The organism is Coprococcus eutactus (assembly GCF_025149915.1).
Lineage (GTDB): Bacteria > Bacillota > Clostridia > Lachnospirales > Lachnospiraceae > Coprococcus > Coprococcus eutactus.
In genome coordinates this window covers 12,574-28,273 of record NZ_CP102278.1, presented here as the reverse complement: position 1 = coordinate 28,273, position 15,700 = coordinate 12,574, and the positions used below count along the sequence as shown (strand labels likewise).

The window sequence follows — 15,700 nt, the reverse complement described above, 5'->3', positions numbered from 1 at the left end:
CTCCGCATCTTCGTCTCATGATTTTCCAATTGGTTGAATATCCCTAAAATAATAACTTCTCCAGCAAGATGCTGAAGAAGTTATTATGCATGATCATTATTTATATTTTAATATGCACGTCCGAAGTATACCATCTTCTTTGCAGGCTTGCCGCAGTGTACGCATACATCTGAGAGATGCTCCTGCGCAAATGGCATACATCTTGTGGATGCTCCTGTCTCGTCCTTGATTGCCTCCTCACAAGCTGTCTCACCGCACCACATAGCCTTCACAAAGCCCTGCTCGTTGTCGATGATATTCTTGAACTCATCCCAGTTAAGAGCTGCATGTGTATGTGAATCTCTGTGAGCCTTTGCTCTCTCAAACATATCCTTCTGGATAGTCTCAAGAAGCTCTCCTACCTTTGCATCTATCTCATCAAGTGATACTGTGATCTTCTCTCTTGTATCACGGCGTACCAGAACTGCCTGATTTGCCTCGATATCCTTTGGTCCGATCTCAACTCTGATAGGAATACCTCTCATCTCCTGCTCTGAGAACTTCCAGCCTGGGCTCTTATCGCTGTCATCAACCTTTACTCTGAATGCGCCAAGCTTCTCGCGGAGCTCTGCTGCCTTCTCAAGCACTCCTGCCTTCTTCTGCATAATAGGAATGATCATAACCTGAGTTGGCGCAACCTTTGGAGGAAGTACAAGACCTGAATTGTCTCCGTGAACCATGATGATGGCTCCGATAAGTCTTGTTGTCATACCCCATGATGTCTGGTGAACATACTTGAGCTTGTTGTCCTTGTCTGTAAACTGTATACCAAACGCCTTGGCAAATCCATCTCCAAAGTTATGGCTTGTTCCTGACTGAAGTGCCTTGCCGTCGTGCATAAGTGCCTCTATTGTGTATGTTGCCTCTGCTCCGGCAAACTTTTCCTTCTCTGTCTTCTGTCCACGGATAACCGGCATAGCAAGTACATCCTCACAGAAATCAGCGTACAGATTCAGCATCTGTATTGTTCTTGCCTCAGCCTCCTCTGCTGTTGCATGAGCAGTGTGTCCCTCCTGCCACAGAAATTCTCTTGAACGAAGGAAAGGTCTTGTCTCCTTCTCCCAACGCATAACTGAACACCACTGATTATATACCTTTGGCAGATCACGATATGACTGGATATCATTCTTGTAGAAATCGCAGAACAGAGTCTCTGATGTAGGTCTTACACACATACGCTCTGTAAGAGGATTGAGTCCACCATATGTAACCCATGCTACCTCCGGTGCAAATCCCTCAACGTGATCCTTCTCCTTCTCAAGAAGGCTCTCTGGAATAAGCATTGGCATGTACACATTCTCCACACCTGTAGCCTTGAATCTCTCATCAAGCTGCTTCTGTATAAGCTCCCAGATTGCATATCCTGCGGGCTTGATAGCCATACATCCCTTCACGTTAGTATACGCGATAAGTCCTGCCTTGAGGACAACGTCTGTATACCACTGTGCAAAATCTTCATCCATGGAAGTAATAGCTTCAACCATCTTCTTATCGTTTGCCATCTTATTTATCTCCTTATTCTAAAACATTCTATATCTGCTGCTGCAATCTCTTAGCCGCAACTCAATTAATTTAGAATTGTCACTATCATTCATTTTTGTCTGAACTACTTAATTGCATACACTCTTTAATCTACATAATTTCAAGGCGGATGTCAACACGTAACATGTCGACATCCGCCCTATGAATTTCTTTTTCTTAGAACTCATCCAGATCCAGTATCGCAAATGCGCCGCCCTCCGGCTCATGCTTGAACACCATGTGCTCACCTGTGGTCGGATGGTCGAATTCCAATCTTGATGCATGAAGTCCAATTTCTTTATATTTTTTCTTCGTCTTCTGGAACTTTGGATTGTACTTCGTGTCACCCCATATGCCGCATTTTCTCTTTGCAAACTGCGCCCTGATCTGGTGGTGTCTTCCTGTTATAAGCTCCACAAGAACATATGAGAGTACCCCTTCATCCGTGTCCATAACATCCAGCACCTCATATTCTAGCTCTGAATACTTTGCCCCTGGTGTATCCTTGTCCACGGTCTTCGTCACGTTGTCCTTTGTGTCATGGAGCAGGTAATCCTTCAGCACACCCTGGTCATTTGGAAGCTCTCCTGTGAGTATCGCCTGATAATACTTGAGCATGGTGCCATCCTCACTCTGCTTTGAGAGAGCTGCTGCCGCCTCAGGCGTCTTTGCGAATACCATAACTCCTCCGACAGGTCTGTCCAGCCTGTGTATAGGAACAAGATATGGCTCTTCTTTTCTGTTTTCTCTCTCATATATTCTAAGCTTGAGCATGCTCACCATGCTCTCGGAATTTGTCTTGTCCGGCTGTGTCGGCACACCACACGGTTTCACAGCCACAATGATATCACTATCCTCATGTAAAATGTTTAATTTCATTTGTTTACTCCTCATTCGCCGTCTGGGGCTTATTATAAATGTGATAAGAAAGCCTTACGATTACTTCGCCACTTCGTGGCTCTCGTAATCGCACATTCATTCGCATTCCTGCCTATCGGCATACATGCTCATGAATATCTGCCCATCCGATGAACATGCAGCGTTTCATGCAAGCATGAACGCTGCATGTTCGCCGTCTGGGGCTTTCTTATCACATTCTGAATCTGTAACCAACACCCCATACAGTCTCTATATACTGTGGATTTGAGGTATCGAACTCGATCTTCTCCCTTATCTTCTTGATATGAACAGTAACCGTTGCTATATCGCCTATACTGTCCATATTCCAGATCTTGCTGAACAGCTCATCCTTGGAGAATACCTTATTTGGGTTGCTGGCAAGGAAACACAGTATGTCAAATTCCTTATTTGTAAATACCTTCTCCTCGTTGTCTACATATACTCTTCTGTCTGTCTTGTCTATCTTCAGTCCTCTGATCTCGATGACATCATTCTTGAGAGCTGTTGATCCAACCAATCTCTCATATCTTGATATATGAGCTTTCACTCTTGCCACCAGCTCGCTTGGACTGAATGGTTTCGTCACATAGTCGTCAACACCCAGACCAAGGCCTCTGATCTTGTCTATATCATTCTTCTTTGCTGTCACCATTATGATTGGTATATCCTTCTTCTCCCTGATCTGACGGCATATCTCAAATCCATCCATATCAGGAAGCATAAGGTCAAGCAGTATAAGACTGTACTCCTCACTCAAAGCCTTCTCCAGTCCATTAATTCCATTCGGTTCTATCTCAACCTCAAAATCATTAAGCTCTAAGTAATCTCTCTCAAGTTCCGCAATACTGAGCTCATCTTCAATTATCAATATTTTGCTCATCTGTATCTCTCCTTTTCTTTAGTGGATTTATAATCTGCAATGTACTTTTTCGCTGTGTATCTTTCTTCTGGTTGTCCCTACGCTGGCCATCCTTCTTCTGTATGTCTTTCTGGCTGTTTTCTGCGGACTCTTCATCGCCATCTGCTTGTGCTCCATTGCCAACATCCTTCGGGATATATTTCTTCAGCGTAAACACTATAGTCGTTCCTTTTCCTATCTGGCTGGTCGCATATATATTTCCACCGTGTTCTTCCACTATCTTCTTACAAATAGCAAGTCCCAGACCGCTTCCTCCCCGGGACTGTCTCGCACTGTCTGCCCTGTACATTCTGTCAAATATATGAGGGAGACTATCCGTATCAATTCCCCTGCCGTTGTCATTGATGGCAATCTTTACCTCAGCATCATTGTCATATATGCTGATATCAACCTGTCCATATTCCTTATCCATATATTTTATAGAATTTGTTACGATATTATTGATAACACGCTTTAGCTGATCCGGATCAACTATTACCATTACATCATCATCACAATAATTCCTGTATGTCAGAGTCATATTCTTGGACATAAGTGTTGCGTGCACTTCCTCCATACAGTCATTGAAATAATCCTTCACCGATACTCTGTGGAACTCATACGGTATCGCATTGTTGTTGATATTCGTGTAGAGCGACAGCTCATTTATCAGACTGTCCATCTCATTTGCTTTGCTGTATATCATCTTTAGGTATCTGTCACGCTTCTCAGGTGTATCTGCCACACCATCCATAATTCCTTCAACATAACCCTTTATAGTGGTTATAGGGGTTCTAAGGTCATGGGATATATTGCTTATGAGCTGTCTGTTCTCCTCCTCATAATGCATCTTAGCTTTTGCAAAGTCACTCATTCTCTGACGCATATTCTCAAATGATTCACAGAGCTCGCCGACCTCATCTTCCCTGTTTTTACATATCTCTATTTTCTCATCAAGATTACCGGACCCCATTTTCTCTGCAGCCTGTTTGAGTTTTACAAGAGGATTTACAAACTGCTGATATATAAGTAATGCTACTAGTCCACTGAGTATAAACATGATGACGACCATAAGAATTATGTAGCCAAACATCGTTCCTCTGAATCTGTCCATATAATTACCATAATATGTGAGCATATACAAATCAACACTCTGCCCCTGATATACATAAGATATCTGGTTACAGAGATACATGGATGGCTGCGTCATCAGATACTCCTGAACCTTGATCTGATTTTCCCCTCCGACATCTGTATCCTCGTCTATAGTACTTATATTTGTGCTGCTGTCGTTAAATTTCAACTGATTTTTCAGCGCATCAGAAAATGTATCAACCCCCACAAATGTGTACTCGTCATCCACCTTCATGATCACATATGTGTTGTTTGCAGATGTCCTTTCATTGAGATCAGCGGCATTCTTCTTGTCAAGGTAATAACCTGGATTGCTCTTTACCTTATTTATAATACTCTCTCTCTCTGCCGATATTGCCTTGTATACATCATTCACCGGATCATTCTGGCTATATAAAAGCTGCAGGGAATGATTACTGCCATACGTTCCCGTTATAAAATATTTTCCTATAATACATGTTCCTATTACCATAGATACCAATGCGGTAAGCCACACTACTATGATCATTATCTTTACTTTTTTTGTGATGTTCATCTTATATCAACTCCCACGGTTACTATAACATGAAATCACCCTGACAGTGTATGAAGTTTTTATAAACAACTACCCTTATATGTTTAATAATATGTTTAATGATCTTTTTCACTATTTATTTTTCTTTCTGAACAGTCCTCTTCTTTTTCTGCCAGCCTCAGATGCTGCTATCTCTTGTCTGGTCTGCTGCAGTTCCCTGATCGTTGTGTCAAGCCTTCTGTATCTTGCCTCCTCCTGCTCCTCCTTTTCCTGTATAAGTACATCTATCTGTTTTATTACATCCTCCGTGACAGTCCCAGATACTGACTGAGTTATCATCTTTATATTGTTTTTTATGGAATTGCTCACTATCTTATCCATAATATTCTGAAACTGGGCCATCTTGAAATCAACTATTCTGGAATCAGTGCCTTCATCCCCGGAACCATATTTGCTGTCCCCACAATTGACTCTTATTGTGTCTATATTTTTTATATCTAACAGCTTGTCTTCATTCAATATCCTGTCTAATTCATCTGGATTTTCGTCAGCTTCATCATTTACACCATTGTCCACAGGCTTCACTGATTTTTTTTCATCCTTGCTCTCATCCAGCATATCATACATTTTGTGAACCATATCCTTTATAGCCTTGAGCTGTATTCCCTTATCCTTGAGTATCTTTACTCTTTGCAATATCTTGACATCCCGATCCTCATAACATCTATGACCCATCTCATTTCTTCTTATGTCTATCTCAAGTTCTTCCTCCCAGTACCTGAGTACATGAGTCTCAACCTCAACCATCGCCGCCGCTTCACTTATGCTGTAACTTTTTTCCGCCATTATGTATTTTCCTCCTTTACAGTACCAAACCAGGTTCCGTCTTACGCATCCAGCTTGTCCTGTTTTCAATTTTAAGGACTTTAATACACGCTCTCAATCCAATTCGTCTTCTATTTTATCTCACAAACAAACAATATACGGCTGGTTTTTCACTTATCTGATAAAATCTAATCCCAACATACAAAATTCCCCAGACACACCAATCCGACTAGGTTATGTCTGGGGAATTAATAATTTATTTTAGTTGTTTATCTTTGTAATAAGAAACTGTCCATCATCCATCAGTTTGAAATGAACATTCTTGTAATTTGTTCCGATGGTGTACTCCGTGCAATCATCAGATATTCTCATCTCGTCAAGTGCATTCTTGTCGCTCAGAGCCTTTATAAGTATATCTGTAAACATATCATCCTTGCTGAGATTTCTCAATTCATTTACATTTGCAACAGAATTGCCATTTCCAAGCTCCTGTGGATAATACATCATATCTTCCAGAGCCTCTATATCTTTATCACAAAATACCTTGATGATTTTCTCTGCAAATTGCTTTCCTTCATCAACTGTCTGATTTTTGACATCATCGCGTTCTTCATAGCGGCTCTCAAACGATATTTGTTTCACAATATCATTAACATCATCATCCGTAGCAGTGACATATATGTACAGAGAATAGTTGATCTTGCCATCACTCCAAAAAATTATTCTTCCAGGATCAAGTGTGTAAAGTGAAGCTCTATACCCGTTTATATCAGTGGCTATCAGATCTCCATTGCTGGTATCTTTCACTCCAGCAAGTTCATACTGACTGTATTTGCAAGATCCCCTCAGTTCTACCCGGACTCCTTTATATCTGAAGCTCACTATGGCAATTTCTCCAGATATAGTATACTTGACATCAGTAACTCCAGAATCATTTTTATTCACATCTATATACACGCCTATATGTGTGAAATCAGCAGCAGACTCAACAGTTCCATTCATTATTTTTTTTTGTGTTGTCTCTGTTCCATTATCTTTTTTTTCACAGGCGGACAGGACAAACAAGGAAGCCGCAGCCAAAATGAAAATGGCTATGATATATATTTTTTTACTCATATTCGCTCTGTATTCCATAATTTTACCACGCTATTCCTTTATGACATCCACGTTCTTTACATTTATAAGCCATATTTGGATCTGTAGGATCCCATGTATGGCTAGAACTAAGCTTTACAAATGATGGTTTTGGGAAAGGACCATCAGCATTGCTCTCAAATATAGTAATTTTTGTTCCCAATGAACAATTGTCATATATCCACTTTGCATCGCCAGCTTTAAGTCTTATACATCCATGAGAACATGTAGTTCCAAGCTTATTGTATGCATCCACTGACAACGTATCTGCATCCACCTCATCGTAATATACTGAATGGAACAATATGCTTTCCTCGTAGGTTATCAGTGTATTCCACTGTCCATAACAATTGCCAACAAGTGACAGCCATCTCCATTTTGCTGGTATATAGAAGGTTCCTAGAGGTGTACTGTCTCCTCCTGAGCACACAAATGCTTTGACTGGAATCGTATATCCCTTATTGCCATCCTTTGCATATATCGTTACAACATTTGTAGTCTTATTCACCATGATCTCATATGAATCCTGTGGGCCTAAAATGGATTCAACATTTGTAAGTCTCTTTCCATTTTTTTCAAAGTAGAACTTGTATCCCTTTGCATATGCCCATCTGTTTTTGTACATACGGCCGTTAGTCTCACTGAAAAAGTAGAAATCATCGCCAATTTTCTTATATCCAGTTACAAGGCTTCCATTTGATTTCAGGTAATACTTATTGCCCTTCTTTGAAGTATACCATCCACTTCTTCTCACGACTTTTCCGTTCTCATCAAAGAGATACAGTCTACCGTATACTTTCTTGATACCAGTTGTCAGATATCCCTTTGAAGAAAAGTTGTACACCTCTCCATTTACACGTCTCACACCGATATAGGCTCTGCCATTGCCTCCAAAGTAATATTTCTTGCCTGATATCTTTAAAAATTTGTTTTTTGCCATTACTCCTTTGGCACCAAAGTAATAGTAATAATTACCTATCTTTCTGAGTCCTGTATATGCCTTACTGCTCGGTCCAAAATAATATTTATTGCCGTTTATAGTCTTCCAGGTATTTTTAACTATCTTAAAATTGCCATCAAAATAGAACGTATAACCGCTTATCCTGTTCAATCCCTTCACCGTACGTCCGTTGGAACCAAAATAATATCTGCCGGACTTTGACTGATACCACACATTCTTCTTCATGACACCTTTAGAATCAAAGTTATAGTAATAATTATCTATCTTTTTTATTCCCGTCACTGCCTTGTAATTAGACCCTATATAGTAATCATTTCCATTGTATGTAACAAACTTTCTTTTAACGGCATATCCATCGCCGTTAAAATACATGCTGTCAACCAGTCTGTTCACAACAGCCACACCTGTCTTCGTTGAAAAATACATATATCCGTTTGTCGTTTTTTTAAGTCCACCCTGAAGTACATTTGTATCAGGTGCAAAATAATATTTCTTTGATCCTATTGTCGTGACACCCACGGCGGCTTTCTTGCTGCTGAGAAAATAATATGTTTTATTATTTACAGATTTCCATCCACTGACCGCAGCTCCAGGAAAAGTCTTAGAGCTTGAATCAAAATAATACAGACTTTCATTTACCTTTTTTAATCCACCAGCCACTGATCCGTCGGAGGATAAATAATATGTATTTTTGTATATCTTACCATTGTTTTTCTCATTTATCTGAAGAAGCTGGCTTTTCAGTTTTTCACCTTCGCTATAATAAAATCTCTTTCCATCTTCATTATACCAGCCGTTTTTTTCTACAGGCTTATCAGAATCTGAAGATGATGCCACTGTATATTCCGCACTGTCTGTCTCTGCTGCATACACTGTATATCCTGCTCTGCCGCTATGTTTCGAATTTGAACCTGTCATATCAACAGGACACATTGTCATCAACAATGCAGTTGCAGTAACAAGCGCTATTTCCCTGATTTTTCGCATACATTTCCTCCTCGTAGCAATTGTTATCCTCTTATTCTGCCAGATGTTTCTGATACATTCTCTTTGTCTGCTGACTTCGCACACCTATGCAGATTCCACATTCTATCATAGTAGTTATCAGTGCCGAACCTCCCGAACTTATAAATGGCAGTGAAACACCAGTGTTTGGAAAAAGATTTGTGGCTACGCATACATTAATGATTATCTGACATATAAAATGTACCATCGTTCCTATTACAAGAACACTTCCAAATACATTTGTTGACTCTTTTACTATCACGTATAACTGATATATGAGATATCCATACATAAGGAAGAGAAGTATTGCTCCAACCAATCCAAGTTCCTCACATACGATGGCAAATATCATATCGTTCTGAGCCTCTGGTATTTTCTCCAGCTTCTGGGTACCACTTCCAAGGCCTTTGCCGAGAAGTGATCCACTTCCTATTGCATAGAGCGACTGTTTAACCTGATAACCCTCGTCCAGCTCATACCTGTCTGTGTAAAGCCATCCAATAATTCTTCCAAAACGGAAGTTGTTATCATCATTTTTTAATTCATCCTGTGTTGGCAGATGTGTTACAACATAACCTATAAGTCCTGCAGCAACGAGCAGGAATAAAATCAGAACTACAAGATGAAGCTTCCAGTTCTTACTTGTTATAAAAGTACAGAGATAACATATACCCAAAACAACCAGGGCTGAACTCAGGTTATTCGATACCTTATAAAGGAACACTGCCTCGGCGCCAACTACCAGCCACAATATAATTATGGTTTTGAATTTGTCCATCTCACGCCATTTACTGCTTATATATGCCGCTATAAATATGATCATACATGTCTTTACAACATCAGCCACCTGAAACTGTGGCAATCCTGGAAATTTAAGCCATCTTGTAGCACCGTTTACCTCAATTCCCCACGATTTGTTCATAAGACACGCTGTAAGGATTACGGATATTCCATATGCCACCCAGGCAAGCTTTTTATACCATCCATATGGTACATATACACAAAAAAATACCAAAGCTATACCTATACCTATATATATAACATGCTCTCTGAAATTCTCCGACACTTCCTGAACTTTTGATGTACTTGCCACCATAATAAGTCCAAATGCTATCAGAAATGTCATAGCTATTATGATCTTGTACACTACACCTGAAGTGTATTTACCCTTTTCTGTGTTGTTTACTGCAGTTGTATCACTCATATCATATCTCCATATAATTCAGGTCTGTATGTATAATTTTCATTTATTATATCAGCCGTTATTCATTATCTTCTTCATAAATTTATACGCGCTGATTATATCTGTGTCAAATAAATCTATACTGTCACTGTACTCTGGCTTGTCTATGGAATCCGGATCACAGCCTATGTGAAGACTTCCCTCTCCATTTTCATTCCATTTAAAATCCAGACTGCTTCCTTTTTTGTTGCCGGATATCAATGCGGATTTCTTTATCCCTGCATTTCCGATCTTTAAGTTGATCTCTGCATTGTCGTCCAAAAACAAAACATCAAGACCACCTTCTATATTACCGGAAACACTCGCGGAGTCTATCTTCGCCCTATATGATACTCCTATTTCATCCCCATCCGTGACATCTTTCTTTGAAAAAACAAATGATCTCCCATCCTGTCCAGGAATATTTACCGACAGTTCATACGACTGAGCTATGTAGTCAGTTCCACTAAAACTGAGGTTCACGCTGACTTTTCTGTCCGATATATCATCTGCATACAATGTGACCAGTTCGCCAGATCTATTTATTGCAAAATAAAATGTTATGTTGTCTCCATCCAATATATCATCCACAAATTGTTTTATATCATGTACCATAACAGCAGCGTTGTCAATGGTTTCTAAGTCAGGCATATATTTGCTGAGTGAATCATAAACCTCCTGCAGATCAAGTTCATGAGTTCCAAAACAATCATCAAGATATTTATAAAAATCTTGAACATCAAACACCACTGAATAAACTTTACATTTCTGGGACTTGTCCCCAACCGTGATATCACGGCTGCCTTCATAGTCTCCCTGCATATCCAGAAAGTATTTTAATGTTTTTTCTATGACATCTGTCTTTATATTATTATCCTCTTTATAATTATTTGCAGCCAGTCTCATGCAATTCTCATAAGCACTTCCAAATGTATACACTGTCTCATTGTCAAGGCCAAGAACTGTTGTTATGGGGGAGTTGCTCATATTGGTTATCAGATTATCCGCGTATTTTATTCTTACCGCCATGTCATCTATATATATAAGAGAGGTTTTCTTGTTTACAAACAATTTAAAGCTCTTGTCATCTATGGATGTCTGTGCAAAAAATTTCTGATCTGCCGCAGATCTGAGAAGCTCTATCTGAACAGTTTTTCCATCGGTTTCATCACTTGTATCCTCAAATGAAAAATTTGTATTTCCCTTTATCATACGCTGACATATATCATAGGTGCCATATCTGCTGTTAAGATCGGATTTCTGAGACGAGCTTACAGTCTTCGTCATGGACTCCACAAGCTTCACCTGTGGTTTTCTAATAAAATGAAAGAGGATAATAGCAACAACAGCTGCCATCAGTACGATGACAGCCGCTACCACCCTTATTAATTTTTTTATAATTTTTTTACTGTTTTTTGTACACATACGCATCATGATTCTCATTCAGCCAGTCTATCGCTTCACACAAACCCTCTTCAGAAAAATCAAATTGCTTTGATCCTTTTTTCTCATCTGAGGTAACCTCAAAGCAGAACGGCTCCGGCCATATAAATGCTGTCAGGACTGTTTTTGTTTCTGTTTCGCCATCTTCATCCTGATTCTCACTATCTCTTTCAACCGGAACTGTATCCTTCTGTATCATGTACCGTATTCCCTTATCACTGCCCTTGAAAGGCCTTGATTTGTAAAATTCCAGTGCAAGAAGTTCAGGTCTCTTTATCATTTTTTCACCTACTTTACAGTAAAAGGATAAACCTCAATTATTTTATCTGTATTATCATTTACAAGATAAAGATATGTTACACCCTTTGGTATTCCATCTCCATTTATCTTGACCCATGAAGACCATCCATCTACAACATTATCTGAAAAACTTATACTGTCAGATTTATTTCCATCTGAATATACTACATATCCACTTATTTTCATTGAATCATCACCTGAAAAACTAAATGAAGTGTGTATATATATATCAGATCCAGCCTTTGCTGTTATAGTGTTAGACTTCTTCTCCATATCCTTTTCGCTACTGTTTACAAATGACTCTATATTCCACTTCACAAGCTCCAAAAATACCTTCTGAGCCTTTTCATTGCCTGCATATCTGAGTTGTCCTATATATGTCATTGTCGTCTCATTTGAAGCGTTTTTATTTGCACTTATATATGCAAGCTTTGCCTTGACTATTTTTTCTGACACATCGGTTTTCTGAACCTTTTCATAATACTCGACTGAACTCTTATAATTCTTGTTTTTATACTCCTGACTTGCCAGACCTATATAACATTTGTCTTTCTCTTTAATACACTTCTTATAACTTGAATCTACCTTTTCATAGCTTTTGAGTGCATTCTTGTAATCCTTTTCTTTGTAGTACTCGCCCGCTTTCTGATATATACACTCACTTGCCTTTTTCTTATAGTCGTCATACTCTGACTTTGTATACATATCATATGCCTCGTCATACTTTCCTGCCTTTAAGAGCTCGGATCCCTTGTTATAGTAACACTGGGCAAGAAGATTCTTGACATCGCTGTAATCTTCTATAGTTGAAAGTATCTCTATGGCACCGTCATAGTCCTTAGAACCTATCAAAGCCTGTGCCTTCTTGTATGTGCACTCTATGACCTTATCTGATGAGTCCTTGTATGTTCCCGCGTTCTTGAACGCCTCTATAGCAGAATCATACGATGCTGCATTCATCTGATCCATTCCGGCGTTGTAATAACACTGATCCGCCTTATCAAATGCGTCCGAACTGTCTATTTCATCTGAATTCTTATCGTCTGATCTGCCGTAATCCTCTGCAGCCTTCATGCTGTTTGCAGATTTCTTATAATACTCGGCAGCCTCAAGATTTCTTCCATCCTTTTCAAGCTCTGCGGCATATCTGTAATAAGCTGCTCCGTTACCCTTGATATACGAATCCTTAAAGTCTCCAAGATCCTTGTAAATAGTAACTGCCTCCTCGACCTTTCCCTGTGTCATCAGATCTTCAGCTTCGTTGTATTTTCTGAACTTTGGAACATATATGACTGCAAGAACCGCAATTGCTGCGACAACTAATATAGGAATTATTATCAGAGCTGCCTTCGCACCCTTACTCATTCCTTTTTTCTCGCCTTTTTTTCTTATCATGATGTCCTGGTTATCCGGAATCTGACCATTCGTCTGTTTCTGAACTCCAGGAATCTGACCATTCGTTTGTTTCTGAACTCCAAGAGTCTGACCATTTGCATGATTCTGATTTTCCGGTTTATTTCCGCCATTCTGGTTCTGTGCACCTGTATTTTCTTGTACATCAGCATGTCCCATCTGGGATGATGTGAGGACAGTGGTTCCTTCTTCGTCTTCCTGAACTGGATTTATCATAGGAAACTCTTTTCCACATACTGGACATTTTCTACTATTCTCCCCCAATTCACATCCACAATTATCACAATACATAATATCTCCTCCATCTTTACATGTTCTGATCACATGTTTTTAACATATCTTATATACCAAATATGACTCATACAAATTATGAGTTGGTCTTGAAAATAAACTCCTCATTTGAAAGTCTTATCACACTGTTATCAGGTATAGGCACATCCACATTACTGTATACCTGTGTTCCATTGAGAAAAGTATGGTTTGTGGAATTGTTATCCCTCAGATAATTTATTCCGTTGATGCTTGTTATATAAGCATGTCTCCTGCTTATTGATTTATTTCCTATGACTTTATAGTCAACTCCCTGATCAGCTTTTCCTATACAAAATACCTGTTTAGTTACCTGAACTGTCTCTCCTGTGCTAACTCTCATCAAAGTTGGTATATTTTCGCTCACAAGAGTTCTGTTGCTAAACAGAGTAGTTGGCGGTTCTTCATCCACCTGCTCACTGAGTCTTTTGGCCTCTTCAGCCTGACGTCTCGCAAGATCAGCCTGGCGTTTCGCCTCTTCCTCATTCTTTCTTGCAGCAAACTCAGCCTGCATTCTGGCCTCTTCTGCCTGCATCTCCTGTTCTCTGGCACGTCTTATCTCATCAGCATACTGTGATGAAGCCTTCTCCGCTCTCTGCCTCTCTTCCATGACTGTCTTAAGCATCTGCTCAACACGCACCTTCTCCATATCATCATAACTATCTGAATTCTCATCCGGGTTGTCCTGTGTGACGAGAATAGCCGTTCTCTCATAGTCTCTTGCCTCGGCGGCAACCTTCTGTCTCCATATCTCAGCCTCTACCCTGGCGGCTTCAGCCTTCATTCTGTTCTCCTCGGCCTGTCTTGCAAGCTCGGCCTGATATTTTGCCTCCTGGATCTGTCTCTTTGCCTCGTTCTCGGCATTTATCCTGGCTTCCTCAGCCCTTTTTGCAGCCTCTTCCGCCTTCTGTATGGCTTTCTCTTTGCTGTTGCTGTCATTCACATCGGAAAGTATCTCACTTCTGCACTTCTCTCCCTGAATTATTAGGAGCTGGCTGGCTGACCTGAGTTCTGACACAAACTCATTGAAATGAAAAGCATCAAATTCTCTGTGATCGTTGAAGTAATCCACTATCTGATTAGCACACTCTATAGCTGGTGTATGTGCAAAAACAAACCCTGACAACATTTCCTTTATGAAATCACCTATGTTTCTTGTCTCAAATCTTGTATCCAGTGGAAGGTACAAAAGCTGTACACTGAAATCGCGCAGTCTTACAAACATATAATTGCAGTCCCATACTATCTTATCAAATGCAAGTCCATTCTGTATTATTGAAACAAGCTGCTTACTTATACTGAATATGTACTCTATCAGTTCATCACTAAATACCGGTTTCTGCATGATCTGAAGAAAACTCATGTCTCCATCTATTGAAAACTCCAGCTTTCGCTCCCCCTTAACAAATATCTCTCTGCACATACTTGTATTACCTGCAAATGGTACATTATAAGCATTGAGCTCATACTTGTTAATAGGTGTAACCTGATCCAATTTATATTCTATTTTCTTATATTCCCTCAACGCCTGAGTCATATCCTACCTCCCGCACATAAAAATATCCACTAATACTTCTACAGTATACCAAAACGAAAATACATATTCAAGATTTTGTATGTTCATGTTGTATAACTACAGGCCACTTATCAGTGCAAATTGACAGATTTATAACACAAAAACCTTGTTATCAACTTAGATAACAAGGTTTCTTAGAAGAGGTGCGAGCCGGATTTGAACCGGCGATGACGGTGTTGCAGACCGGGGCCTTACCACTTGGCTATCGCACCATATTAAATTATAAGCTCCCCGAGTAGGGCTCGAACCTACAACCCCTCGGTTAACAGCCGAGTGCTCTACCATTGAGCTATCGAGGAATAACGTCACAAGCATCTCCTTTAAAAAGAAAACGCAGAAGGAGGGATTTGAACCCTCGCGCCGCGCAAACGGCCTACACCCTTAGCAGGGGCGCCTCTTCAGCCACTTGAGTACTTCTGCAAAATGCCTAAATAAAAATCTCCTACCAAAGAGTATTAAATTTTTGACGCTTGTTAATAATAACAAAATATGAGTTCATTGTCAAT

The 15,700-nt window shown here is 39.8% G+C and carries 12 protein-coding genes and 3 tRNA genes; all 15 read right to left on the bottom strand.

What is annotated here, in order from left to right:
- Positions 1–107 precede the first annotated feature (107 nt).
- Positions 108–1,541: a proline--tRNA ligase gene (gene proS / locus NQ536_RS00125; protein ID WP_004852676.1), complete on the bottom strand. Its 1,434-nt coding sequence runs from the start codon at positions 1,539–1,541 to the stop codon at positions 108–110.
- 196 nt (positions 1,542–1,737) lie between these two features.
- On the bottom strand, positions 1,738–2,439 hold the full coding sequence (locus NQ536_RS00120; protein WP_022058173.1) for an RluA family pseudouridine synthase: 702 nt from the start codon (positions 2,437–2,439) through the stop codon (positions 1,738–1,740).
- Between the two features lie 211 nt (positions 2,440–2,650).
- Positions 2,651–3,340, bottom strand: a complete 690-nt coding sequence (locus NQ536_RS00115; protein WP_004852680.1) for a response regulator transcription factor — start codon at positions 3,338–3,340, stop codon at positions 2,651–2,653.
- Entirely contained in the window at positions 3,318–5,027 is a 1,710-nt protein-coding gene (locus NQ536_RS00110) for a sensor histidine kinase (RefSeq protein WP_004852682.1), read from the bottom strand. Before NQ536_RS00110 ends, NQ536_RS00115 begins: the two co-directional genes overlap by 23 nt.
- Before the next feature lie 111 nt (positions 5,028–5,138).
- Positions 5,139–5,852, bottom strand: coding sequence for a helix-turn-helix domain-containing protein (locus NQ536_RS00105; protein ID WP_004852683.1), 714 nt, complete (start codon positions 5,850–5,852; stop codon positions 5,139–5,141).
- A gap of 240 nt (positions 5,853–6,092) precedes the next feature.
- Entirely contained in the window at positions 6,093–6,947 is an 855-nt protein-coding gene (locus tag NQ536_RS00100) for a hypothetical protein (protein WP_022058169.1), read from the bottom strand.
- A 22-nt stretch (positions 6,948–6,969) separates the two neighbouring features.
- Complete coding sequence (locus NQ536_RS00095) at positions 6,970–8,913, bottom strand: L,D-transpeptidase family protein (protein ID WP_004852687.1); 1,944 nt, start codon at positions 8,911–8,913, stop codon at positions 6,970–6,972.
- 31 nt (positions 8,914–8,944) lie between these two features.
- A complete protein-coding gene (locus NQ536_RS00090) occupies positions 8,945–10,135 on the bottom strand; it encodes an FtsW/RodA/SpoVE family cell cycle protein (RefSeq protein ID WP_004852689.1) in 1,191 nt (396 codons plus the stop codon).
- A gap of 51 nt (positions 10,136–10,186) precedes the next feature.
- A complete protein-coding gene (locus NQ536_RS00085) occupies positions 10,187–11,509 on the bottom strand; it encodes a hypothetical protein (protein WP_252199443.1) in 1,323 nt (440 codons plus the stop codon).
- Positions 11,510–11,558: 49 nt separating this feature from the next.
- Positions 11,559–11,876: a hypothetical protein gene (locus tag NQ536_RS00080; RefSeq protein ID WP_004852695.1), complete on the bottom strand. Its 318-nt coding sequence runs from the start codon at positions 11,874–11,876 to the stop codon at positions 11,559–11,561.
- A gap of 8 nt (positions 11,877–11,884) precedes the next feature.
- Entirely contained in the window at positions 11,885–13,600 is a 1,716-nt protein-coding gene (locus tag NQ536_RS00075) for a tetratricopeptide repeat protein (RefSeq protein ID WP_044998261.1), read from the bottom strand.
- Positions 13,601–13,676: 76 nt separating this feature from the next.
- Positions 13,677–15,155, bottom strand: a complete 1,479-nt coding sequence (locus tag NQ536_RS00070; RefSeq protein ID WP_004852697.1) for an FHA domain-containing protein — start codon at positions 15,153–15,155, stop codon at positions 13,677–13,679.
- A 180-nt stretch (positions 15,156–15,335) separates the two neighbouring features.
- A tRNA-Cys gene (locus tag NQ536_RS00065) sits at positions 15,336–15,406 on the bottom strand.
- A gap of 15 nt (positions 15,407–15,421) precedes the next feature.
- Positions 15,422–15,493: transfer RNA gene (locus NQ536_RS00060), tRNA-Asn, on the bottom strand.
- A 33-nt stretch (positions 15,494–15,526) separates the two neighbouring features.
- Positions 15,527–15,614, bottom strand: a tRNA-Ser gene (locus NQ536_RS00055).
- Between the last annotated feature and the right edge of the window lie 86 nt (positions 15,615–15,700).

Excerpts from the sequence above, each read along its gene's own strand:
- proS (WP_004852676.1), bottom strand. The coding sequence starts at position 1,541 with ATGGCAAACGATAAGAAGATGGTTGAAGCTATTACTTCCATGGATGAA.
- NQ536_RS00120 (WP_022058173.1), bottom strand. The coding sequence starts at position 2,439 with ATGAAATTAAACATTTTACATGAGGATAGTGATATCATTGTGGCTGTG.
- NQ536_RS00115 (WP_004852680.1), bottom strand. The coding sequence starts at position 3,340 with ATGAGCAAAATATTGATAATTGAAGATGAGCTCAGTATTGCGGAACTT.
- NQ536_RS00110 (WP_004852682.1), bottom strand. The coding sequence starts at position 5,027 with ATGAACATCACAAAAAAAGTAAAGATAATGATCATAGTAGTGTGGCTT.
- NQ536_RS00105 (WP_004852683.1), bottom strand. The coding sequence starts at position 5,852 with ATGGCGGAAAAAAGTTACAGCATAAGTGAAGCGGCGGCGATGGTTGAG.
- NQ536_RS00100 (WP_022058169.1), bottom strand. The coding sequence starts at position 6,947 with ATGAGTAAAAAAATATATATCATAGCCATTTTCATTTTGGCTGCGGCT.
- NQ536_RS00095 (WP_004852687.1), bottom strand. The coding sequence starts at position 8,913 with ATGCGAAAAATCAGGGAAATAGCGCTTGTTACTGCAACTGCATTGTTG.
- NQ536_RS00090 (WP_004852689.1), bottom strand. The coding sequence starts at position 10,135 with ATGAGTGATACAACTGCAGTAAACAACACAGAAAAGGGTAAATACACT.
- NQ536_RS00085 (WP_252199443.1), bottom strand. The coding sequence starts at position 11,509 with ATGGCAGCTGTTGTTGCTATTATCCTCTTTCATTTTATTAGAAAACCA.
- NQ536_RS00080 (WP_004852695.1), bottom strand. The coding sequence starts at position 11,876 with ATGATAAAGAGACCTGAACTTCTTGCACTGGAATTTTACAAATCAAGG.
- NQ536_RS00075 (WP_044998261.1), bottom strand. The coding sequence starts at position 13,600 with ATGTATTGTGATAATTGTGGATGTGAATTGGGGGAGAATAGTAGAAAA.
- NQ536_RS00070 (WP_004852697.1), bottom strand. The coding sequence starts at position 15,155 with ATGACTCAGGCGTTGAGGGAATATAAGAAAATAGAATATAAATTGGAT.